The sequence below is a fragment of the Actinomycetota bacterium genome (assembly GCA_041658565.1).
Taxonomy (GTDB): Bacteria; Actinomycetota; AC-67; order AC-67; family AC-67; genus JBAZZY01.
In genome coordinates, this window is record JBAZZY010000018.1 from 1 (window position 1) to 21,792 (window position 21,792).

General features: G+C 63.8%; 22 protein-coding genes and 1 pseudogene. 20 read left to right on the forward strand and 3 right to left on the reverse strand.

Features of this window, described 5'->3' with window-relative positions:
- Positions 1 to 214, reverse strand: a 214-nt coding sequence (locus WDA27_09740) for a hypothetical protein (protein ID MFA5891214.1), incomplete at its 3' end; no start/stop codon positions are given.
- 672 nt (positions 215 to 886) lie between these two features.
- Between WDA27_09740 and WDA27_09745 the strand changes: the two are divergent.
- The 12 genes and pseudogenes from WDA27_09745 to WDA27_09800 all read left to right on the forward strand — a co-directional run bounded on the left by WDA27_09745 (position 887) and on the right by WDA27_09800 (position 14,255).
- Positions 887 to 1,289, forward strand: a pseudogene (locus WDA27_09745) (type II toxin-antitoxin system VapC family toxin).
- A gap of 533 nt (positions 1,290 to 1,822) precedes the next feature.
- Positions 1,823 to 2,563, forward strand: coding sequence for a cytochrome c3 family protein (locus tag WDA27_09750; GenBank protein ID MFA5891215.1), 741 nt, complete (start codon positions 1,823 to 1,825; stop codon positions 2,561 to 2,563).
- Between the two features lie 280 nt (positions 2,564 to 2,843).
- The gene (locus WDA27_09755; protein ID MFA5891216.1) at positions 2,844 to 4,109 is read left to right on the forward strand and encodes a cytochrome c3 family protein; all 1,266 of its coding nucleotides are present in this window, start codon (positions 2,844 to 2,846) and stop codon (positions 4,107 to 4,109) included.
- A gap of 311 nt (positions 4,110 to 4,420) precedes the next feature.
- A complete protein-coding gene (locus tag WDA27_09760) occupies positions 4,421 to 5,284 on the forward strand; it encodes a cytochrome c3 family protein (GenBank protein ID MFA5891217.1) in 864 nt (287 codons plus the stop codon).
- Positions 5,284 to 6,015 (forward strand): hypothetical protein, encoded by a 732-nt coding sequence (locus tag WDA27_09765; GenBank protein ID MFA5891218.1) that lies wholly within the window; start codon positions 5,284 to 5,286, stop codon positions 6,013 to 6,015. Before WDA27_09760 ends, WDA27_09765 begins: the two co-directional genes overlap by 1 nt.
- Positions 6,016 to 6,024: 9 nt before the next feature.
- Positions 6,025 to 6,861 carry a hypothetical protein gene (locus tag WDA27_09770; GenBank protein ID MFA5891219.1) on the forward strand — a complete coding sequence of 279 codons (837 nt, stop codon included), beginning with the start codon at positions 6,025 to 6,027 and terminating at the stop codon, positions 6,859 to 6,861.
- Positions 6,858 to 7,529 carry a SurA N-terminal domain-containing protein gene (locus WDA27_09775; protein MFA5891220.1) on the forward strand — a complete coding sequence of 224 codons (672 nt, stop codon included), beginning with the start codon at positions 6,858 to 6,860 and terminating at the stop codon, positions 7,527 to 7,529. Before WDA27_09770 ends, WDA27_09775 begins: the two co-directional genes overlap by 4 nt.
- Positions 7,526 to 8,179 (forward strand): tetratricopeptide repeat protein, encoded by a 654-nt coding sequence (locus tag WDA27_09780; protein ID MFA5891221.1) that lies wholly within the window; start codon positions 7,526 to 7,528, stop codon positions 8,177 to 8,179. The genes WDA27_09775 and WDA27_09780 overlap by 4 nt, the downstream gene beginning before the upstream one ends.
- A gap of 17 nt (positions 8,180 to 8,196) precedes the next feature.
- A complete protein-coding gene (locus WDA27_09785; GenBank protein ID MFA5891222.1) occupies positions 8,197 to 9,366 on the forward strand; it encodes a hypothetical protein in 1,170 nt (389 codons plus the stop codon).
- A 142-nt stretch (positions 9,367 to 9,508) separates the two neighbouring features.
- On the forward strand, positions 9,509 to 10,639 hold the full coding sequence (locus WDA27_09790; GenBank protein MFA5891223.1) for a cytochrome c3 family protein: 1,131 nt from the start codon (positions 9,509 to 9,511) through the stop codon (positions 10,637 to 10,639).
- 135 nt (positions 10,640 to 10,774) lie between these two features.
- Positions 10,775 to 12,259, forward strand: coding sequence for a cytochrome c3 family protein (locus tag WDA27_09795; protein MFA5891224.1), 1,485 nt, complete (start codon positions 10,775 to 10,777; stop codon positions 12,257 to 12,259).
- Positions 12,260 to 12,425: 166 nt separating this feature from the next.
- Complete coding sequence (locus WDA27_09800; protein ID MFA5891225.1) at positions 12,426 to 14,255, forward strand: nitrite/sulfite reductase; 1,830 nt, start codon at positions 12,426 to 12,428, stop codon at positions 14,253 to 14,255.
- Between the two features lie 19 nt (positions 14,256 to 14,274).
- Here WDA27_09800 and WDA27_09805 read toward each other — a convergent pair whose 3' ends face one another.
- Entirely contained in the window at positions 14,275 to 14,727 is a 453-nt protein-coding gene (locus WDA27_09805; GenBank protein ID MFA5891226.1) for a hypothetical protein, read from the reverse strand.
- Positions 14,728 to 14,897: 170 nt separating this feature from the next.
- Between WDA27_09805 and WDA27_09810 the strand changes: the two genes are divergently transcribed.
- Positions 14,898 to 16,178, forward strand: a complete 1,281-nt coding sequence (locus WDA27_09810; protein MFA5891227.1) for a sialidase family protein — start codon at positions 14,898 to 14,900, stop codon at positions 16,176 to 16,178.
- A gap of 51 nt (positions 16,179 to 16,229) precedes the next feature.
- Here the strand turns inward: WDA27_09810 and WDA27_09815 are convergent, their stop codons facing one another.
- Positions 16,230 to 16,715: a PaaI family thioesterase gene (locus WDA27_09815; GenBank protein MFA5891228.1), complete on the reverse strand. Its 486-nt coding sequence runs from the start codon at positions 16,713 to 16,715 to the stop codon at positions 16,230 to 16,232.
- 115 nt (positions 16,716 to 16,830) lie between these two features.
- On the opposite strand from WDA27_09815, the gene WDA27_09820 reads away from it, so the two are divergent.
- From WDA27_09820 to WDA27_09850, 7 genes are read left to right on the forward strand one after another with little or no spacing between them, the layout of a single operon-like run.
- Positions 16,831 to 16,974, forward strand: a complete 144-nt coding sequence (locus WDA27_09820; GenBank protein MFA5891229.1) for a hypothetical protein — start codon at positions 16,831 to 16,833, stop codon at positions 16,972 to 16,974.
- On the forward strand, positions 16,971 to 17,942 hold the full coding sequence (locus WDA27_09825) for an ABC transporter ATP-binding protein (GenBank protein ID MFA5891230.1): 972 nt from the start codon (positions 16,971 to 16,973) through the stop codon (positions 17,940 to 17,942). The genes WDA27_09820 and WDA27_09825 overlap by 4 nt, the downstream gene beginning before the upstream one ends.
- Entirely contained in the window at positions 17,943 to 18,998 is a 1,056-nt protein-coding gene (locus WDA27_09830) for an ABC transporter permease (protein ID MFA5891231.1), read from the forward strand.
- A gap of 30 nt (positions 18,999 to 19,028) precedes the next feature.
- A complete protein-coding gene (gene selD / locus WDA27_09835) occupies positions 19,029 to 20,075 on the forward strand; it encodes a selenide, water dikinase SelD (protein MFA5891232.1) in 1,047 nt (348 codons plus the stop codon).
- A 55-nt stretch (positions 20,076 to 20,130) separates the two neighbouring features.
- Positions 20,131 to 20,553 (forward strand): M67 family metallopeptidase, encoded by a 423-nt coding sequence (locus tag WDA27_09840; protein ID MFA5891233.1) that lies wholly within the window; start codon positions 20,131 to 20,133, stop codon positions 20,551 to 20,553.
- A gap of 8 nt (positions 20,554 to 20,561) precedes the next feature.
- Positions 20,562 to 20,837, forward strand: coding sequence for a MoaD/ThiS family protein (locus tag WDA27_09845; GenBank protein ID MFA5891234.1), 276 nt, complete (start codon positions 20,562 to 20,564; stop codon positions 20,835 to 20,837).
- Between the two features lie 2 nt (positions 20,838 to 20,839).
- A complete protein-coding gene (locus WDA27_09850) occupies positions 20,840 to 21,772 on the forward strand; it encodes a cysteine synthase family protein (protein ID MFA5891235.1) in 933 nt (310 codons plus the stop codon).
- The last annotated feature ends 20 nt before the right edge of the window (positions 21,773 to 21,792 follow it).

Sequence of the window (21,792 nt, forward strand, 5' to 3'; positions counted from 1 at the left end):
GATGAACCTGCTCATCCGGAAGCAAGAACCGACCGAGGATTTCTTCCATCACGAGGATGTGTTGGAAGACGTACTCGTACCGCGTTGCACGGGGATGGCCTGGGGTCTTCACCGTGAGGTATCCGGCTTTGCGGTATGTGTGCCCGCCCTTCCAATTTCCGTTGAGTGCACCACGACGTGACGTGCAGCGATTGCATGCTCGGGACTTCACCATCTTGATGTTTCCGCAAGGGCAGCGGTCCTTCGATCGGCACGCGGGGCATCGGAGATGCCTGCTCGAAGGGGCGAAGGATCGCTGACATTGCCGGCGCGTACGCATGGTCGCATCAAAGCATGAGGGCATGACACTCACTACGGACAGTATTTGCCTCCACGACGGAATGCGCTCTTATCGCCGCACGCGAAGCCCTGGGGCAGTCCCAAATGGCTCGACGAAAGAACTCGCGGACCCGGGCGCCCATGAGCAGGCGATTGAAGTTCGAGCCTCCGAAGCATCGGAAGGCCTATCCCACGCACTGCCCCGTCTGCGGCGGGCTGATCGAGCCCCAGGACGTTGATCTAACCGAGCCTGCGCCGGACGGGAGCATTCGAATCATCAGGGGGGTGCCGGCCGGGGTCTGCTCCTCTTGCCACGAAATGTTCCTGCGGCCGGAAGTGAGCAGAAGACTCGAAGAAATCCTCGATGTCGCTCCGACCCAAAGTGTCGAAGTTCCCCTCTGGGACTGGCCTGAGGTCCATGAGCGAATCGGCTTCAAGGCGATCCGGTCGCCGGGATAGAAGCGCCGGGATAGAAGCGAATAGCGCTTCGATGCCGGCCCGGGTCGCGGGTGTTCATCGGCGCTGCGCCGGGAACGGGTGGAGTTTCACGCGGTCGACACCCGGGTCGGTGTGCGGGCCGGGTAGCTTCTCGTACCTCGATTTGTCGGCCATCGTGGAACTCGCGATCCGCGAACCGGAGTCTGCGGCTCTTCGACGGTACCTGCGTGGCCGACGCCCCCTCGTTTCAAGCGCATTGGCGCACGGAAGTCGCGCGCGCCCTCCTGCCGTTCGGTCGAGAGGCCATCGAGCGTGGTCGCGATGTCCTCGCTCGAATCGATCTTGTGCGGTTGAACGACCGCGTGCTGGTCGCTGCAGGCAAGCTCCTCCCCGCCGATCTCCGGTCGTTCGACGCCATCCATGTGGCTACCGCGCAGGAACTGGGAAGCGACTTGGCGCGAGTCGTGACTTACGACGACAGGATGGCGGCTGCGGCCCGGGCGCTGGGGTTCATCGTGTCTGCGCCGGACTGACTCAGCCACGCGGGTTCCCGGGTTCGGCAGGCGGCTCGACCCCCTCGGCGCGACAGCGCCTTGGTCGCCACCCTCAACGCGTTCTGCTAGATCGAAGCGAGGATGGTGCGATTCGTCGCGGAACCCGCGCCGCAGTATCTGAAGGGAATAGTGACAAAACGGAACCCTAGGGTTGACACCCTAGGGTCGTGGTGTGATCCTTTGCGTGAGCTAGGCATGTTCGTCGGCGGCGTCCAAGGAGTGAGAAGCCGAAAGACGCAGCGTGACGACGGTCTCGGCTCAATAGACCCTGACGCCTATGGGTGAAGCTGGGCAATTCGGAACATCCCGAATTGCTCGGCTTGATTTTGTCCGGTACCCGGAGTATCAATTCGGTCGAGTTTGTGAAATGTTTCACAGACTCGACTGAAGTGGGCGGAATACCGGACTTCGCTCTCTCGCCCGAGCGAGTTCCGGGGCGGACGCACAGCATGTGCGCCCGCGCGGCGGGGAAGTTCCCCGGCCTACCGGACGGGCGAGTAGGGGGTAGTTGAATGAAGCAAGTGAAGCGCACAGCGTTGATCGCTCTGGCCGCTCTGGTCGGAGCTATTGCGCTCGTGCCGACGTTCGCCGGAGCCACGGGGGAGCCGGCAACCGCACGCGAGCGCATGCGCGCGGAAGGCACGGAGCCTGGCGTCTTTGAGGGCGAAATCACGCATTCCATGAAGGTCAAGGATGCTAATGGCAACGTGATTGGGACGCGGGACATGGTTCAGGCGGATGCTCCTCCGGGGGCGGACTGCCAGGCGGCATGCCACTCTGGGAACATCGAGATCTGGAGAACCACGAACGCCAATTCCCCCGGATTCACCAACGCATTTGGGGTCACCCCGGTGTACACGGGCAGTATCTATCCCTTTAAGGCTCTCAGTGCTCTCGAGCCCGGTCTCCTTGGACCCAACAAGCACAAGGAGATCTTCGACACCAAGGGCTGCTTCGGGTGCCACAGCAAGCAGGCTGCGGTGGACCGCGGTCTCGAGGAGATCACGGGCTGCAAGGACTGTCACGAGTTCGCATTGACGGCCCCGGGTAACCTCCACACGACGCATGCGACGTTGATGAACGCTGAGATCCCGCTTGGGGACGCTGCGCAGGCTCCCGGCACGACGGCGTGTGTCTACTGCCACGGCGACCTCGAGGGATCTGCCGGCAACGCATCGTGCTGGAACTGCCACGAGTCAGGTCACTACAACAAGGCTGTCTACTGGGCGCCCACAGCGCTTCCTGCTCCGTAACTAGAGCCGACGAGAGAAGACATCCAAGACGAAGCGCCCTTCGGGGCGCTTCGTTCTTTTTGGGCGAGCCTGATCGATTCGTCGGCTGGGGGCCGCTGACGCCGGACATATCTCCCATTCGCGCTGACGGATTGCCTAGGCGAGGTGGCTTTTGCTAAGAGTGGGGTGTTTTCTGGTATTCGCCGGAGCGACTTCGTGAAGGAGATCACGAGGTCCGAAACGAACCAGTAACCAGGCAATGCAGCGCCGACGCGTGGAGCACCAGATGGTGAAGAGGAAGATGAGGACCAGGTTTGCGGCTCTGGCTGCCGTCGTTGCCGGTCTCGCCGGCCTCACCGTTCCCGTTTCCGGCAGCGCGGCCGACACGCCGACCTACGTTGGCTCCGGTTTCTGCGCGATGTGCCACCAGGACATCTACTACACGCAGAGCGCGACTCCTCACGCGCGGATGCTCACGTCGGCTCGGCTGGCCAAGCTCCGCGGACTGCCTCTTCCCGAGGGCTACACCTGGGATGACATCTACCTGGTCCTCGGGGGCCGCAATCGGATCCGGTACGTCGGACAGGACGGCAACTTCGTAACCAAGACCGGGCCTAACCGAGACCAACTTGCGAACAACGAGTACCTGGTGTCGAGCAAGACCTGGGTCACCGGGATGACGGACGAGGTCGTCCCTTACGACTGCGGCTCCTGTCACACCTCGGGATACTCGGAAACCGGGAACCAGGGGGGCAAGCCCGGAATCGTCGGATCGTGGGTCGAGAACGGGGTCGTGTGTGAGACGTGCCATGGGCCCGGGAGCGCCCACGCGACCACGAAGGACCCATCCAAGATCGTCAAGGACACGTCGGCGGCGGCCTGTGGAAGGTGTCACAGCGTGGCTCCGCTGGACCAGATCCCTGCTGAGGGCGGATTCGTTCGGACGGGTGCTCAACTCAATGAGATTTCGAAAAGCCCGCACGCCTGGGCAGAGTGCGTCCAGTGCCACAGCCCCCACGACAAGACTCCGGCCCCCGTTTGCGGGGACTGCCATGGGAAGGTCGCGGAGTCGTTCGAGGGGAGCCTGTTGGCCTCGACGGGCATGAACTGCGTCGGGTGTCACATGCCGAAGGTCGCCAAGAGCGCGCGCCAGTTCAACGCGAACTTCGCCGACTCGCGCGCGCACATCTTCCGCATCAACACCGATCCTGCCGCTCCGCAGCTCACGGTGGACGGCAAGTACGTCGAGCCATACTTGGGGTTGGCTTGGGCGTGCCTCGGGTGCCACGAAGACAAGAACGCATCGTGGGCCGCAGGTGTTGCTGTCGGCATCCACGGTGACTCGGACGCGGACGGACTGACCGGCGGTGATGAAGCCGTTCTGGGGACCGATCCGCAGGACCCCGATACAGACGGGGACTTGGCTTCCGACGGCGCTGAGTGGCAGGGAGGTAGTGACCCGCTCAATCCCTTCAGCGTGCCCACTCCGGCCGGCGTCGTCGTTGTGCCGACAAATCCGCCGTTCCACGAAGTCCCGGTGCTCGACGACCAGAAGCCGATCCAGTAGCTGCGGTTTCGCGTCGGTCGAAGCAGTCGCAGGCGAACTCGGGAATTGACTCGCCTCCACCCGCCGTGTATCAGTCACGGTAGGATTGTGAATGAATTCACGAATTCGACTTGGGTGGGCGGAATCGCTCTTAAGCGGCAGTTAGGAAGCAAGAACATTGGTGCGTTTTGTGTCAATGTCTGTCGGAGCGGAACTTGTCGCACTAGGGTCTTCTGACAATTGGATGACATCGCACTGGGCGAAGGAGCTCCGAAGTTGCACGTCTCGATGAGCGACGCCCCGGTACGACGTCGGAGATGAGGGTCCGACCGATGTCCGTCACGAAGGGGAGAACTCGCCGCAATCTGGCGGGCGCTGCGTTGCTGTGTTTCGTCGGCGCGAGCGCCTACCTGGCGGGCGCCGCGGGAACGTCGGGGAGCGATGGTGGCACCGGTGGCGGCGCACCGATCCAAGGTGAACACCCGGGACCTTCGTTCTTCGGGTGTCCGGAGTGTCACAGTGATCTTGATCGCGTCTTCGACCAGAACCGGGCAGACGGTCTGCGCTTCCGTCATGAAGTTCACTTCAGCAAGGGCGAGGCGGATTGCGGTATGTGCCATCCAGCGCAAACGCATGCTCCGGAGGCGATCCGCAAGCCGACCATGGTGCGGTGTTTCATGTGCCATGGTTCCTCGAAGCGGGCGAAGGCCCCGGGGTCGTGTGGCACATGTCATCCGACCGGATTCAATCTGTCTCCCGACTCGCATCTCGCATCTCGCTGGGCGGGTCGGGGGCACGGACGTGCCGGAGTCGAGCGGACGACATGCCTTGTCTGTCACGAGGCGCGGTCGTGTGATCGGTGCCACGGTGTGTCGATGCCCCATCCGGCAGGGTGGGCGAAGTTCCCGCACGTCGATTCCTTCTTCGACCGCGGCGCTGAGTTGTGCGCTCGCTGCCATCCACGGCGCGCGGCCTCTCCCGATTTCTGCGACAGATGTCACCACCCGGCCGCGTCACCCAAGGCGGCATGGATCGCGTCGCATCCCGTTGTCGTTAGGTCCAAGGGTGCTGCCGATTGCTTCGGGTGTCACGATCCGGAAACGTGTGCGGGGTGCCACGCGCGCGGAGAGGACCGCAACACTTTCGATGGCGATCGCGCGGCCGCCATTCGGCGCCAGAAGGGTGGATCCGCCTGATGCGGATCCGGAGTCTGTTGCGGGTAGGCGGTCATCGCCGTCGTCGCGTATTGATGCTGGCCTCAGGGTTGTTCGTCGTCGGCCTCTTCGCGTTGTCCGGCTGGACTCGGCTGGTCGGGGGGTCCTCGTTCTGCACGAAGTGCCACGAAATGGAGCCGGCTGCGCTAACGGCGGGGAGATCCACTCACGCCGATGTGCCCTGCATCGCGTGCCATGAGGGATCGGGGCTCTTGGGTGCGTTGGCCTACGCACCGAGTCTCGCGCGCGAGTCTCTCCACAAGCTCGTCGGGTTCGGCGCGGGAGGAGTACTGAAAGCTAAGCCGTGTTCCGGATGCCACCGGTCGACGACGTCGTCCGGTGTGCTCGCGGCGAAGGGTGGGCATCCCGGCTCGAAATCGGACTGCAAGTCCTGTCACGGTCAGGTGGCGCATCTTGTCGCTGCTCCTGCGACCGCGTCGACTCCGACCGCGAAGCCGCATCCGACCGGCTGGGTCGGGCGCCACGGGGCTGCGGCGACGCAGCGGGGCGTAGGCAAGTGCGCCACATGCCATCCGCCGGTGCTTTGCAAGAGCTGTCACGGCACTGAAATCCCGCACAAGTCCGACTGGCTCAAGAAGCACGTTCGCGATGAGCGTACGGGTCGAGCGTGTTTTACGTGCCACGTGTCCCAGGACTGCGAGTCCTGTCATGCCCGACACGGCATTCATCCAGAGCAGGGCCTGTACCGGTGAGGGTCTGAGGTGAATAAGCGACGAGGATTGATGGGGTTGATGCTCGGCATTGGGGCGCTGCTGGTCGCCGAGGGCGTGCTCGTGACTGCGGTTCTCGTGTCGCCGAGCGCGCGCGTCACCGTTTCCGCGAAGCTCGCCGGCGTGACGGAGGTGCTGGCCGGCTCGGACGATGCTCCCGGACTTACGAGCCGGGTTTCCGGAGGCGCGAGCAACTTCTACCGGACGTGGGCTCAGCCTCTGTGGTCGGCTCCTGCGCTGCCCAAGGCGGGGTCGGGATTTAGCAAGTGCGTTTCCTGTCACAAGGATTACGCTTCGCCGGAGCGCGCGCCGATGGTGCGCATGGACCATCCGCGTCACGCACAGGCCGGTGTCGACTGCGCGACGTGCCACACGTCAGTGGACCATCCTGATCCGGGGATTCCGGAGGAGAAGGTCTGTGCCGGCTGTCACGACGAAACGAAGTCGATCAAGAGCTGCGGCTTCTGCCATGCACCGGGCTCACTCCCGCATTTCTACTTGTTGGGCATCCCGCGCGACGGCGCCGTGGACTGCGCTACGTGCCACCGCCCGGGAGAGATTGCGAAGGGCTCGGGGCGCTCGCGATTGAACGCGCCGGCGTTTACCGGCAAGAACCGGGCACTGTGTTCCAAGTGTCACGAGAAGGCGGTTTGCGAGAAGTGCCACAGCGAGAAGCACCCTGCAAACTGGCTTGCGAATCACGGCGACGGCGATTCGGCGCCGTGCCTAAGATGTCACCGCTACGAGTGGTGCACGGAGCGTTGCCACAATCGCCCCGCCTTCCCGCGAAGCATTAGTTCGGCGAGGTTCTCTGGAGGATCTCAATGAAGCCGATTCGGGTTGCGGTCCTCCTCGTCGCAGTCGCCGGTGTGGTGTTGGCGCTTGGGTACGCCGGCCATGAGCGCAACGGGCGAGACTCGGATCGGGTCATTGCTCGCGTCGACGGCGTCGAGATCCGCCAATCTCAGGCGACCTCCCGATTCGAGGGGATTCGCCAGACGCACGGCGCGACTTTGGAGCTAAATGCGGAGTGGCGGGCAAAGGTCCTTCGCACGCTGATAGAGGACGTGGTCACCGAACGGGCGGCGGCAGAGATGGGGATCGCGCCCGAATCCAAGGATATTCTCAAACATCTTGACGAGTTCAAGGGGAGGTTCTCTTCCGGTGCCGAGTACGAGCGCTGGCTGAAGGATGCCGGTCTGGACGAGCAGGAACTGCTGCGGCGAATGCGCTTGCAGACGCTCACCGCTCTGGTCTATGAAGAGGTGACGGACGACGTGCGGGTCACCGACGACGCGATCGAGAAGTACTACTCGTCTCATCTGGATGACTTCCCCGGGGAGGACGGTTCGAGGCCCTTGCTGGAGGTTAGGTCTAGCATTGAGGAGATCTTGCTTAAGCAGGCCAAGGACGACGAGTTTGAGGCGTGGCTTGATTTGCGCAGGGGCGCGGCGAGGGTGACGATTCTCGATCTCGCATGGAAGGAAGAGTCGTGATAGCGACTCCCGAGGCCGCCCTGAGGCGTCAACTGGTCGCTGTGACTGCGCTGACTGTGATCGTGGTGCTCCTCGGCGCCGCCGTCCTCGCGGTGCGATTGCGTCCCGCGCCCGAGTCTTCGACGGCGGTCGGCGCGGCCATTCGGCGCTGGGAGCGCTTGGTCGACGCGAATCCGGCAGACGAGCAAGCTCGAGTTGGCCTTGGACTGGCGCTGTTTAGAGTCGGAAACAAAGACGAGGCCCGGCGCGCGTTCGAGGCGGCACTGAAGATCAACCCGAAGAGTTGGATAGCCTTGTACCAGTTGGGTTTGATGGTGACCTCCAGTGACGAGGATCAGGCCGTGCGCCTGTTCGCCGAAGCCGCAAAGGAGGCGCCGCGCGGCAGCCGCGCGGGCGCGTTCCTTGCGTTGGGTGACGTGCTGTTTCGTCGGAGCGACTTCAAAGGCGCGCGCAAGGCCTACGAAGGAGCCGTGTCCGACCTCCCCTTCCTCGCGGACGCCCACGCGGGATTGGCGCGCACGCTTGAGGCGCTTGGGGATTCCGTCGGGGCCCTCGCCGAGTACAAGCGGGCCGCCAAGGTCAACCCAGTCGATGAGGAACTGCGCCGAGCCATCGATCGGCTCAGGGCGGACTCTCAGTCAGCACAATAGAACCTGAAGGAGCGCACATGGAACCTACGGACTATCCGGCGCCGGTCGAGGCCTCCGAGGATGCGCTCGGAGGTATGAGCGCGCCCTCTGAGCCGATTGATCGCACGACGCGTAGGTTCCTCAAGGTAATGCTCGGCGTGCTCACGGCTGCGGCCGTCGGGCTTGTGATTCTTCTCTCGATCATGCTGCGACCCGATTCCGGCCCGAGCGTTGTTTCGCCAAGACTTGTCGGCAAGAGCCCGCTGGATGTGGTTAAGGTTATCTTCACCACAGGCAAGGACGGGCCGCTCAAGACGCCGTTGGGTGTCGCGTTTGATGCGGACGGCGGGATCTGGATTGCCGATACCGGCAACTCTCGCGTTGCGGTCTTCACGGCTTCCGGCAAATTCGTTGCGTTGGTCGGAGATCAAGATGGTCCCGGGAAGCTGTACGCGCCGTACGGTCTTACTGTTGACTCGGCGAACGACCGAGCGTATGTGGCCGACTACACGGCCGGGGCCGTTCGCGTTTACACAACGTCCGGGCGCTACGTCGAGAGCATTCCTTCGTCAGAGCAGAGTCTCGACGTCTTTGGGCCGAACGGATTTACTCCATTCGAAGTCAAAGTAGTCGGTAACAAGATCGTAGTTGCCAGCAACGACGGGCTGTACTTCTTCTCGCGCAGAGGAGTGGTGACCGCGCGGTGGGGCGGAGCCTCGCGCGGATCGGCACCCGGTTCATTCAACTTCCCGGACGCGTTCGATTACGACCCGGCGCTCAAGCGGTACTACGTGGCGGACACGTTGAACCGGCGAGTCAAGGCGCTGGACGCGGACGGCAAGGTTCTGTGGACCTCCGGTCGGCCGGATGCGGCGGGGAAGATCGTCGGGTTCTGGCAGTTGCCGCGGGGGATCACGGTTGGGGCGGAGGGGAATCTGTTTGTTGTGGATACCTTCCGCTTCGACGAAACCGGGGTGGGCGCGGGATTCTTCGTGGTGTTGTCGAAGGACGGGAAGCTGTTGTCGGAGTTCGGCCGGGTCGGAACCGAGGATGACGCGTTTAGTTTTCCCGAGAAGATCGCGGTTGGAAGTGCAGGCGTGATGGCGGTCGCGGACCGGGAAAACCACCGCGTTGTTCTGTTTACGGTCAAGACGCTGCCTGTTCCTACCGAAAGGGAAAGAAGCTCCTACGATTCGCCGAGGGATTAGCGGCGTTTGTGCAGGTGCTTTGCCGAAAGTTAAGAACCGTGGTGCTTGCGGTTCCCGGCTTATGGTTAGAAGATGATTGTGATTGACTTCACAATGTTGATCGTTTCGGTGGGGTTCAAGGTGAGGCAGTGAGGTGCGAGCAATGCAGAATCACAGCAAAGTAGCTTCGACGATAGGCCTTCGGACGGTGATGCTGATCGCCGTGGTTGGGGCGATCCTCGCGCCTGCCGCATCGGCTTGGGCGGCCACCGGCGACGGCCCGACGCCCCCGGCAATCGGGGACCCGGCACAAGGCACCGGTTCGGTTTCTCCGCACGGCGGCTACGGATCCAGCAGCAACTTCTGCCTGCAGTGCCACAGCGTGCACAATGCGGGTGGCGATGGTTACGCGCTTCTTTGGAAGTCGAGTGTTCAGGACACCTGCAATACCTGTCACGCAGTTTTCGGGACTTCCCCAACGGGAACCAAGACCGGACTGCTCGGCACTGGAACCATGGGCACAGCCTCTACAAGGTCCGCGTATACGGTGACTGGGGCCTCGAAGAAGTCCGAGCACACGGGGACCTCGGTCGACGGCAACACGATCACGGAAGCAAGCTGGACCTACAGCGGCTACCCGGGCACGACGAACTCCTCGACGGCGATGGATGGCGGCCTGAACTGCGCCTCCTGTCACACGCCGCACGCGGATCGTGGTCTGGCAGTCAACACCAAGAAGCTCCGCAGCACGGACTCCACCCATGTGGGGACCACAGCGGCGGTCCGCGATTGGGCGGAGGGTACCGGGTTCTGGTTCATGCCTCTGACCGGCAGCTCTCCGCTGTATCGCTACTTGCACCATGACACCGAGGATGCCGCGGGAGTGTGGCAGGTCTGCACCGCGACGAGCCCTGCGCCTTTGACCGGCCTCGACACTGGGTGCGTGTACGCTCAGGCCAAGGACACCAAGAACCAAGTCGTTTCACTGTATGGGTACAAGCTCCTGTCGATGTACCCGAACCACACCTACTCCACTCCGGTGAGCTACAAGACGGACTACCGTGACCGCGACCAGCCCAACTGGTGTGGGGCGTGCCACACGTCCCGCGTGGACACCGCTTTTGGCGGGACGACCCACAACCACCCGACTGGGTGCCGCTATTGCCACGGAAACCCGGCGAACGCCACTTCGAGTGACTTCCCGCACACGTCCACGAATGAGTCGTTCCTTGTGAACTACCCGGACCTACTGTGCACGAGTTCTTGCCACTCGAGCAGCAAGTCGCTTCCGTAGCGATCAACGACGGAACGGGAGGGCCCTTGGAGGTCCTTCCGTTCTGTCGCGTCCCGGGTCGTTTTGTGAATGCATACGCTACGATCGGCAGGTGTGTTGACCAGATCTAGATTCCGGCCGCGAAGATCGGGCCGTTTGGGCGCGGGCGCGCGCGCGTTGAAGTTCGCTGCCGTTGCTGTGGCGATCTTGGGATTTGTTGGAGCGCAAGGCGTCGACGTAATCACGGGCAGACCGTTCTCGCCGTTCTCGCCGGCCACGCTGGCCGTCGGCGCCCCAGGAGGGCCGGATCCGCACGGCACTTACTCGGCCGACAGCGTTCTGTGCGACAGTTGCCACAAGGTTCACAAGGCGGCGGGCGGCACGTTGTTCCAACAGGCGACAGAACGCGAGACGTGTTACGCGTGTCATGACGCTACCGGCGGCGCGGCAAACGTCAAGGCGGAGTTCGGGGAGACCGTCATCGGCTCATCCACGAAGACGTCGTTCCATCCTCTTCCGGACGGCCGCGGCGGAGTCCAGCTTGTTTGCGGAGACTGCCACACGCCGCATCGGGCGCGCGCGGAGTACCCCGGGCTCCTCCGGGTCTCCATCGGCGGAGTGCAGGAGTATTCGAGTGCTGCGACTCCGATGGGCAACCAGTATTGCTACGCGTGCCACGGGGACGCATCCTCATACGCCGCTCCCTTCGGCGACCATTCCGGCTTCGATGCGAGCATCCACAACACCAGCGCGGGTGTTCCCGGTCCGGCCTCCGGGAGCGGGATCAAGTGCCTCGCGTGTCACGCATCGCACGGTTCGGACTACCGCAGGTTGACATCCGCGGACGGAGAGCAGCTTTGCTTCACTTGCCACACGCAGGCTTCACCCAAGACATCCGGCGGCAGCAATCCGTTCAACGCGTTTGCGACGGCGAACGACTACGCCACATCGGATGGGGACGGGGTCAGGATCTTCGCGCACCCGGTGGCCGCGTCTGCGCAGGCTGCCGGGTCTCGCGTCGTTGAATGCGATTCATGTCACAACTCGCATTTCCTCGATGACGTGTCTGACTACGCCGCCGGGAAGAGCAAGATCAATGATCCCACCAACGTCTCGTTGCGACGCCTGTCGTCGTGGGATTCCGCGTCCTACGGAATGAACCGGTCGGCGTCCCCGGGTACCGCGCAGGACATCTCGAAGTTCTGCACGCAGTGCCACGAGGCCCCGGCGACCACGCAGCCGATCACCCAAGGTGCGAACGTGCCGTTCACGGTGAAGATGGTGAACGATTCCTCAACCGACGCTGGGGGTCTTGCGCACGATAAGTTCTCCGCCACCCAGTACTTCACAGGCGGTACTTCGCTTCACGGCAACTCGGGCGGACTCGCATGCACAGCGTGCCACGACTTCCACGGCTCCTCGAACGCGTACATGCTCAGGGAGAGCGTCGTGAGCGTTGGAACTCAAGGGGTTGCCGGCGGGAACGTCACCAGCGTGACCGGGTTCCAGGCGCCGTTCACCTACGACTCCCAGTGGACGGGGAAGTTCAAGGCGTTTTGTTCGGGTTGCCACGTAACCGAGCACGAGGATAGGGGCGCGACCTGCATCACGTGTCACTACCACGGGAGTTCTGAACTTTAAGTCCGCCGCCGCGGCGCGCGCGCCGCGGGAGTGGCCGCGCGATGTTGATGCCACGCGAGGGTGCAAAGGCCATTCCGTTTGACCGAGCGCCGGTCGGGGCATATTCTCACTATATTGACAGGGTAAACCTGGCTTTGGTTCCAAGCGCTGACCGGGAGGCTCGGGAATGGCCGTACATCGCAGGGGTTCGCAGCCGGGATCGCCCCCGGCGGGCGGGTTCGACGACGCAGCTGAAGTGGAGAAGTTCTCGACCCAGGTACGGGCTTATCGCGAGCAGCGTATGGATCCCGAGCAATTCCGCCGCGCCCGGCTTTGGAACGGCATCTACGGTCAGCGAGGGCTGATCGACGTCCAGATGGTTCGGGCCAAGATCCCGCAGGGCGTGCTGCGGGCAGAGCACTTGGACGCGCTGGCGGACATCGCCGAGCGCTACTCGCGTGGGTACGGGCACGTGACGACGCGACAGAACATCCAGTTCCACGATGTTGCGTTGGAGAATCTGCCAGTCGTCGTGCGCATGATCTCGTCGGTCGGGTTGACGACCAGGGAGGCTTGTGGGGACACCGTCCGCAACGTCGTGTCGTGCCCTCTCGCGGGAGTGTGCCCGAATGAAGCCTTTGACGTCACGCGTACGGGTGAGGAGATCACAAGGCATTTCCTGCGTAGCCCTCTCGGGCAAGACCTGCCACGGAAGTTCAAGGTGGCGCTGTCGGGCTGCGGCGTGGATTGCGGACAGGCGGCCATCAACGACGTCGGGTTGCTCGCGGCCGCGCGCCCGGGAGCAGATGGAGACGTCGAACTGGGTTACCGGGTCGTCGTCGGTGGAGGTCTTGGGGCCGACCCTCACGGCGCGCTGATTCTCGAGGACTTCGTTGCGCTGGATGACGTGCTCGTGACTGTCGAATCCGTGCTGCGGGTGTACGAGCGGTTCTTCGACCAGTTCGGCGACCGGTCCAAGCGAACTCACGCGCGCATGAAGTTCCTCGTGCAGCGGATGGGGATCGACGCGTTTCGCGCCGCCGTGCGGGAAGAACGGGAGCGCTTGGGCTGCGCAGCGGGGACGGACCGAGGCCGCGTCGCGACCCAGGAGGCTGAATGCGCGCGCCAGGAGGCGGAGCGCGCGCGCCAGGCGGCGGCACTTCCGTCCGGCGTTTCGGCGGGATCGCCGTCGGAGTCGCTTGAATCGCCTAAGGACCCAGGGTTCGCGCGGTGGCGCTCGCTCAACGTTCTTGCACAGAAGCAGCCGGATCGATTCGCCGCGTGGGTCAATCTCCCGCTCGGCGATATCACGGCGAGTCAGTTGCGCGCGCTCGCTGTGTTCGCGCGCGACACCGGTGCAGAACTCCGAACCACGATTCGACAGAACCTCGTGGCACGAGATCTGGATGAGTTCGCCGTCGCGACGCTATGGCAGACTCTGGCGGCCGCGGGTTTGGCCGAGGCGCACCATCACGCTGCAGGAGATGTTGTGTCGTGCCCCGGCGCCGACACCTGCTCCCTTGCTTTCACGGCCTCGCGCGGCCTCGCGACTGCGATTCGCGACGCATTGCGCGCGGCAGGTCTTGCCGAGGTGCAGGGTGTGCACATCAACATCAGCGGGTGCCAGAACTCGTGCAGCCAACATCTGACCGGTGATATCGGGCTCATGGGGTTTGCCCGGCGCGACGACGAAGGCAATGAGGCTCCCGCGTATCGTGTCTTGGTCGGCGCGCGCGTGCAGGACGGCTCGGCGACTTTCGGTCACTACGCGGTGAAGGTTGCCGCGCGCCGCGGACCGGAGGCGGTCGTTCGACTGGTCTCGCGCTTCGCGTCTGAGCGAATCGAGGGCGAGTCTTTCGCGGACTGGGTTCGCCGGATCGGGACCGAGGACGTCGAAAGCAGTCTCGCGGATCTGGATCCGCTCCCTCCCAAGCGAGAGGCGCCGGAGTTCTATCAGGATTGGGGAGCCGAGGCTCCGTTCCAGGTCACGCTTGGACGGGGGGAGTGCGCCTCCTAGAAGTCGGGCGCGCGCCCACTCAACGTGAGGCTGGGTTCCGGCTGAGGATGAGCAGGACTTCAGCGTGGGCGTTGTCGCAGTAGACGCTTCGAGCGCGGAACTGGCCGAATCGACCGTCGCCTTGAGTGAACGGAGCTTCGGCTTCCGCAGCCTCTCGATCGCCGGCACCGAGTTGCCACCCCTTCGGCGGCCATTCCAACAGGACAAAACGGACGAAGTCGTCGAGAGAGACGGCGACGGTGAGCATTGCCCGATGGATCGAATCTGATGGGCGGATGATCTCGTTGACGTAGGTTCCCGGGGGGAGCGGAAGATCGTCCGGCAGCCAGTCGGGGGCAGGAACGGCCCGAGGCAGGCGCGCGCAGATCGGGGTGTCCTGCGAGGGGGTGCCGCCCTGATCGATCAGGATGCCGACGGTGCCGCTTGCCGCGAGCGCGGCTACGGCGACCAGAACGCGGGTTCGTCGATGCACTGGGCCGGATAGTGCCGGGTCGGCGGCTCGGATGCAACAGAGTTATGGACAAAGCTCCTGATTCGTGTGACCGGATCGGGCAGGGACTCGTACAATCATGGGCGAACTACAAGGGAGCCGTTACCACGGCCGGTTTGTCTCATCGGTGCCCAACCTGGAGGCTGTTCGTGATGCAGAACCATCATGCAACCTCAGGCCGGGCGGCACGTGCCGGAGCGCTCATTGCTGCTCTGTTGGCCGTCGTCGCTCCGCTTGTTGCTCCCGTATCCAGCCATGCCGAGTTTGAGTTCGTGTCGGGAGGGAAGCTGTCCGGAAGCGGGGGCGCAACAGAACCGGGGATCGATATTGCGCCGGACGGCCGGACGATCTTCGTCAACGGCATCAACGGGATCCCGTCGCATAGCTTGTTGTGGCGATCCGACGACGGCGGTTCGTCGTTCAAGAAGCTCACTTTCCCGCTTCCCTACAGCCGGTTCCCCGGGGGCGGGGACGCCGACGTCGTGGTCGGAGAGGACGGGCACGTTTACTTCCTCGACCTGTGGGCCGGATCCAACAGCATCGCGTATTCGCCCGACCTCGGTGAGAACTGGACCCAAGGGACACCGTTCACAACGTTGCCGCTGTCGGATCGCCAGTGGATCTCGCTTGGCGAGCGAAACCCGGAGACAGGGCTGGACACGGTCTACGTCGCATACCACTTCATTCAACCTCCGCAGTCGCTGATGCTTTCGCGTTCGGACGATTCCGGCCTGACCTGGACGTGGCACGTCGGTGTCCCCGGCTTGGTCGGGACCGGCGCGCTGCCCGGCCAGATTGTCTCGGACGGGAAGTGGGTGGCATTCAACTACGTCAACGGTCGCAACATGTACATCGCGATGTCGGCGGATGCCGGCGTGACCTGGACGAAGAAACAGGTGAGTTGGATTCCGACGGTGTACGAGGGAAGCCTGACCGCGGTCGCTCAGGATCCGATGAACAAGGATGACCTGTATATCGCTTGGATCGACGATCAGGACTTCTCGGTTCGCGTCGGTCGCTCCTACAACCGGGGCCAGGACTGGGAGTGGGGAGAGAAGGTCTCCGGTCCCGAAGACAGCGAGGACGGGATGAGTAACATCTTCCCGTGGATCGCCGCGCGCGACGGGAAGGTCTCGGTAGCGTGGTACGGGGCCGACGAGCCTGGGGACCCGAACAACGTCTCGCCCGCGACCGAATGGCGGGTTCGATACGCAGAGAGCACCGACCGCGGTGCTACGTTCGGTGCACCCGTTGACGCCACCGGCGTGGTGAAGCGGGGATTCATTTGCACGCAGGGCCTGAGTTGCAATGCCGGGCGCGAGTTGGGTGACTTCCTGCAGATCGCGCTCGACGGAGACAGCAACGCGATGATCTCGTACGTCGACGTGGTGGATCGCAAGCTCGCCAAGGTCGTTCGTCAGCGGCCCCTTTAGCGGTAGCGAGAACTCCCAAGAAGCCGACCCGTTTGCGGGTCGGCTTCTTGGCTACCACGGGAGTTCAATGCCGCGCTCGCGCGCGCGCTCACGCCAGTCGTCGGGGAGGTTCTTGCTGAAGTGCTCCATCGCGACCGTGACGAAGAGTCCGGAGCCTTCCGCCACGATGGTTCCATTCGCGTCGCGCATTTCGATCGACGTGAAGATCTTGCGCCCATCGCGATGGTCGAACCACCCGCGGAGCGAGTATTCGGTGTGGACGAGAACGGGCCTTCGGTAGTTGACCTCGAGCTTGGCCGTAACGCCGGGTTCCTCGATGACGTACAGCAGGAACCCGAGGCAGTCATCCAGCGCCGTTGCTACGGCGCCGCCGTGGGCGAACCCCGGGGCTCCGGAGTGGTGATCGCTGAACGTCACCCGGCCGCGGATCTCGTCTCCGTCTTGCCAAGCTTGCAGTCCCAGGCCGCTCGGGTTCTCGGTTCCGCAGCCAAAGCAGCCCGGGGCGTGGCTTGGCAACGGTGTGCGACTCTCACTCATTCAGGCTCCTCGTGTTGTTCGGCGTCCCGCGAAAAGGGAACCGCGTCCCGCGCCGCCGCGCAAGTCGGCCCGAAGTGTGGCGCGCGGGAAGCGGTCTGCCTACGATACGCAGCGTATGGGATACCGGCATTTCAAGAGTGAACCGAGCGCGTTCAGTGCCGACGACCTCGCGCGAGTCGGCATCGAGCACTGGGACCGTGCGCAGTCGGTGTCTGAAGTGCAGTCGGAGATCAATCTGCGCCCGGCGGGGGAGGCATGACCGCGGCCGTCGCCGTCGAGGTCGCCGACCTCGTCAAGGACTTCCGCCAGCGTGGTGGTGGGACGCTCCGCGCCGTCGACGGAATCTCGTTTGCGGTTGAGCATGGCGAGATCTTTGGCTTCCTCGGGCCGAACGGAGCAGGCAAGACGACGACGCTGGAGATCATGGAGGGGCTGCAGATCCCGACGTCCGGTTCCGCCGATGTCCTCGGACTGGACTCGACGAAGCACTCCTCTGAGATGAAGCGGCGTATCGGAATCCAACTGCAGGCCGGCGCGTACTTCAATTACTTGACACTCCGCGAGATTCTGGATCTATTCGGATCGTTCTACCCGCACAACCTTGCGCCGGACGATCTGCTGGCGCGCGTGGGTCTGGCCGACAAGGCCGGGTCGCTCATCAAGCAACTCTCGGGAGGCCAGCAGCAGCGGTTCTCGATTGTGGCGAGCATCGTCAACGACCCCGAGGTCGTGTTCCTGGACGAAGCCACGACGGGACTTGATCCTCACGCGCGCCGCGAAGTATGGGACTTGATTCGAGGGATTCGTGCATCGGGGAAGACCGTCGTGATCACGACACACTACATGGAAGAGGCTCAGACTCTGTGCGACCGCGTGGCCATCATCGACTACGGCCGGATCGTCGAACTCGACACCCCCGAGGGGCTGGTCAGGGGTTTGGACGCGTCTTACCGGATCGTGTTCGAGTCCCGCGATGGTGTGGATGTCGGCGCTCTTTCGGGGCTTCCCGGCATCGTGACGGCCGGACCGGCGCGTGACCGGACGGGGGCGTTCGAGCTGTCGGTGCGCCGGCCGGCGGAAGCGTTGCGTGGACTGCTTCGCTGGTCGGAGGACTCCGGGGTTGAACTCGGGGAGCTTCAGGTGCTTCCGGCGACGCTTGAGGACGTGTTCCTTTCGCGCACCGGTCGAGCGCTGCGCCCGGGCAGTCCGGAAGAAGGGGAGGAGTAGGTGCTGCTTCGCCTGGTGCGCGCCGACCTGAAGATCATCGTTCGGAATCGCCAGGCGCTGTTCTGGGCGCTCCTCTTCCCGATCATGTTCACCGTCGTGTTCGGCCTGTTCCGCTTTGATGAAGTCGCCACGGCGAACGTCGCCGTTGTTCCGTCCGGCGGTCCTGCAGCGGCCCCTGTCGTGGCGGGATTGCAGGGAGTCGACGTGGTTAAGGTCTCCCCGGGGATTGGAACCGAGGCGGAGGCCCGCACCGCGCTTACCGACGGCGAGATCGATTTCGCTCTGCTGGTTCCCGACGAGGGCCCGGTTCGGATGTTGTTCGTCGAATCGGCCGCGGACCGCAATCGCATCTTCGTTTCGGTGTTTCGTCAGGTGCTGGACCAAGTGAACATCCGCATTGCAGGCATCTCGCCGCGGTATGAACTCGTGCCGGTCGGTGTAGCAGGCAACACCACCACCTACTACGACTTCGTTTTGCCGGGTCTGGTTGGAATGGCCGTAATGACCTACGGCATCATCGGGATCGCCGGGACGATCGCCCAATACCGGGGCCAGAGGATCCTGCGACGGATCCGAGCTACACCGCTGTCGCCTCGCACGTTTCTGGTTGCGCTCGGGTTGGCTCACCTGATGCTCGCGGTGGTGCAGTCGGGGCTGGTCCTGGCTACGGGGGTGTTCCTATTCGGCGCCAACGTCCGTGGCAGCATTCTTGCGATCATTTTGTTCGCCTTGCTCGGCAACCTGACGTTCATCAACATCGGGTTCATGGTGGCCGCGCGCGCCGAGACGGCCGAAGCTGCGAGCGGACTCGGCAACTTCGTAGCTATGCCGATGATGTTCCTCTCGGGCGTCTTCTTCCCCACGGATTCTCTGCCTTGGATCCTGCCCACCGTCACTTCGCTCTTGCCGCTGTATCCGTTGGTCGACGCTATTCGCCGCATTTCTGTGGACGGAGCGTCGATCATGCAGCTCGGGTCGCAGTTCGGCCAGTTGGCGGTGTGGGCGGTCGGAAGCCTCATCCTGGCTACTCGCATGTTCCGCTTCGAACGCGCCTAGGATTCCGGCGTCCACGAAGGGGGTGAGGCGGTGACCGAGCAGATGCGGCTGCTGAAGTACAGCCACGGATCCGGGTGAGCGTGCAAGCTCGGTCCATCCGAGCTGGCGCAGGTCTTGCGCCGATTGCCGATCTCTCCGCCGAACCCAGACCTTCTGGTCGGGCTCGATCCTGCCGACGACGCCGCCGTCTACCGAATCGACGATTCCACGGCGCTGGTGTTTACCGTGGACTTCTTCACTCCGGTCGTCGACGACCCATACGACTGGGGACGCATCGCGGCCGCGAATGCGATGAGCGATGTGTACGCGATGGGTGGGAGACCTCTTCTGTGCCTGAACGTCGCCGGGTGGCCGCGGGACGACCTGCCTGTTGAGATGCTGTCCCGCGTGCTGGAGGGCGGCGCCGCGACCGCCGCGCGCGCCGGCGCGATCGTGGTCGGCGGTCACACTGTGGACGATCGCGAGCCGAAGTACGGCATGGCCGTTGTCGGGCTGGTCGATCCGGCTCACGTCATCACCAATGCCGCCGCGCGCCCCGGGGATGTGCTCGTGCTTACCAAGCCGCTCGGCCTGGGCGTCATCTCGACTGCGGTCAAGAACGGCGTGGCTCCGGAATCCGTCTCGGAGGCTGCAGTTGAGATCATGGTCGAACTCAACGACGGGCCTCGTGACGCGATGCTGTCGGCCGGCGTGCGGGCCGCGACCGACGTGACCGGTTTTGGTTTGCTCGGCCATCTGCAGCGGATGTGCGCGGCTTCGGGAGTTTCAGCGGAGGTGCGTGCTGCCGCCGTGCCGGTGCTCGATGGCGCCGAGGAACTCGCAGCCGCGGGCCAAATCCCCGGGGGAAGTCGTCGGAATCGTACGTTCGTAGAGGAGTGGGCGACCTTCGCCGGTGACGTAGGGGAGGTGCGTCGGACCCTGCTGGCCGATGCGCAGACCTCGGGTGGGATGCTCATTTGTTGCCCGCCGGATTGCCTCGACGCCCTTCTGGGCGAACTCGACGGGCGCGCGCCGGTTTCCGAGGTGATCGGGGTCATCGCTGCAGGTCCGGTGGGCCGAATCCAAGTCTGCTCCTGAGCGTCGGCCTTCCCGTCTTGCTATCCTGCCCCCGTTTGACCTTTCGGAGGCTGGATTGCACGAATTCCGCATCCCGGTGTCTGTGGCGCGCGCGATTGTCGAACATGCGCAAGCTGAGTACCCGAAGGAATGCTGCGGCTTGCTCGCCGGTCCTGACGGTGAGCCGAGGGAACGGTTCGCTCTGACGAACGTGGACCCGGATCCAGTCATGCGCTACAACGCGGACCCAAAGGAGTTGAAGCGGGCGACGGACGAGATCTTCGATCGGGACTGGGATATCGCGAGCATCTACCACTCCCACACGCACACGCCTGCGTTCCCGTCGCAAACGGATGTGGAGCGCGCGTTCTATCCTGAAGCCGTCTACGTCCTCGTCTCGCTGGCCGATCGTCAACGACCCGACCTTCGCGCCTTCACGATTCTGGACGGAAGGATCGAGGAGTTGCCGGTCGTTCACGTCGATGAGAAGGCGAGTTGAGGAGAACGATGTCGATCGAGGTCAGGGTTCCAACGATCTTGCGAAAGCACACCGGCGGGCAGCGCGCCGTTCACGGTGAAGGCAAGACCGTTCGCGAGGTTCTCGACGACCTTGAACGGTCCTTCCCCGGCGTTCGGGGCGCGGTCCTGACCGAGAGCGGCGATCTGCATCGGTTCATCAACATGTATGTGAACGACGAAGACGTTCGTTTCCTCGGGTCGCTGGAGACGCCGCTGACCGACGGAGACATCGTTTCGATTCTCCCCGCGGTCGCCGGCGGCTAGCCGTGCGCGCAGACGACATCCTCGGAGCCATCGGCGAGACGCCGCTGGTCGGCCTTGCATCCATGTCTCCGGTGCCCGGTGTCCGTCTGCTTGCCAAACTCGAAGGCCATAACCCCACCGGATCCACCAAGGACCGGATCGCGTTGAAGATGGTGCAGCGCGCGGAGGCGGACGGCACTCTCACCCACGACAAGACCATCCTTGAACCGACCTCGGGGAACACCGGCATCTCCCTCGGGATGATTTGCCGGCGCCGCGGCTACCGCTTGCTGTGCGTGATGCCGGACAACGTGAGCGAGGAGCGCATCAAGCTCCTTCGCATGTTCGGCGCCGAGATCGTGTTCTCGCCCGGCGAGAAGGGGTCGAATGGAGCGGTCGCCCTGGCCAAGGAGATGGCTGCCGACCCGCGGTTCTTGATGCTGTACCAGTACGGCAACGAGGCGAACCCGCTCGCGCACTACGAAGGGACTGGTGCTGAGATTGTTCGCGACTGTCCTGAGATCGACGCGTTCGTCGCCGGGCTCGGGACCGGCGGGACTCTTATGGGATGTGGTCGACGAATCAAGGAGCACAATCCTCAGGCGAAGATCATCGCCGCCGAACCTGAGTACGGGGAGCTTGTTTACGGGCTACGCAACCTTGACGAGGGCTTCATTCCGCCGGTCATCGACGTGTCGCTGCTCGACGGCAGGATCAAGGTCGGCACGCGTGACGCGCTGCGCGCCACGCGAGAACTGGTGCAGAAGGAAGGGATCTTCGCAGGCATTTCCAGCGGCGCCGCTTTGCACGTCGCTCAGCGCGTAGCCGGACGTATGGAGTCGGGAACCGTTGTCGTGCTGCTGCCGGACGGCGGATGGAAGTACCTGTCGACGGGCGCCTACGACCTTGAGTACGACGAGGCCGTCGCAAAGCTCGAAGGCATGATCTGGGCCTAGCCGCCCGCGGCTATACTTCG

Excerpts from the sequence above, each read along its gene's own strand:
- WDA27_09750 (MFA5891215.1), top strand. The coding sequence starts at position 1,823 with ATGAAGCAAGTGAAGCGCACAGCGTTGATCGCTCTGGCCGCTCTGGTC.
- WDA27_09755 (MFA5891216.1), top strand. The coding sequence starts at position 2,844 with ATGAGGACCAGGTTTGCGGCTCTGGCTGCCGTCGTTGCCGGTCTCGCC.
- WDA27_09760 (MFA5891217.1), top strand. The coding sequence starts at position 4,421 with ATGTCCGTCACGAAGGGGAGAACTCGCCGCAATCTGGCGGGCGCTGCG.
- WDA27_09765 (MFA5891218.1), top strand. The coding sequence starts at position 5,284 with ATGCGGATCCGGAGTCTGTTGCGGGTAGGCGGTCATCGCCGTCGTCGC.
- WDA27_09775 (MFA5891220.1), top strand. The coding sequence starts at position 6,858 with ATGAAGCCGATTCGGGTTGCGGTCCTCCTCGTCGCAGTCGCCGGTGTG.
- WDA27_09785 (MFA5891222.1), top strand. The coding sequence starts at position 8,197 with ATGGAACCTACGGACTATCCGGCGCCGGTCGAGGCCTCCGAGGATGCG.
- WDA27_09790 (MFA5891223.1), top strand. The coding sequence starts at position 9,509 with ATGCAGAATCACAGCAAAGTAGCTTCGACGATAGGCCTTCGGACGGTG.
- WDA27_09800 (MFA5891225.1), top strand. The coding sequence starts at position 12,426 with ATGGCCGTACATCGCAGGGGTTCGCAGCCGGGATCGCCCCCGGCGGGC.
- WDA27_09810 (MFA5891227.1), top strand. The coding sequence starts at position 14,898 with ATGCAGAACCATCATGCAACCTCAGGCCGGGCGGCACGTGCCGGAGCG.
- WDA27_09815 (MFA5891228.1), bottom strand. The coding sequence starts at position 16,715 with ATGAGTGAGAGTCGCACACCGTTGCCAAGCCACGCCCCGGGCTGCTTT.
- WDA27_09820 (MFA5891229.1), top strand. The coding sequence starts at position 16,831 with ATGGGATACCGGCATTTCAAGAGTGAACCGAGCGCGTTCAGTGCCGAC.
- WDA27_09825 (MFA5891230.1), top strand. The coding sequence starts at position 16,971 with ATGACCGCGGCCGTCGCCGTCGAGGTCGCCGACCTCGTCAAGGACTTC.
- WDA27_09845 (MFA5891234.1), top strand. The coding sequence starts at position 20,562 with ATGTCGATCGAGGTCAGGGTTCCAACGATCTTGCGAAAGCACACCGGC.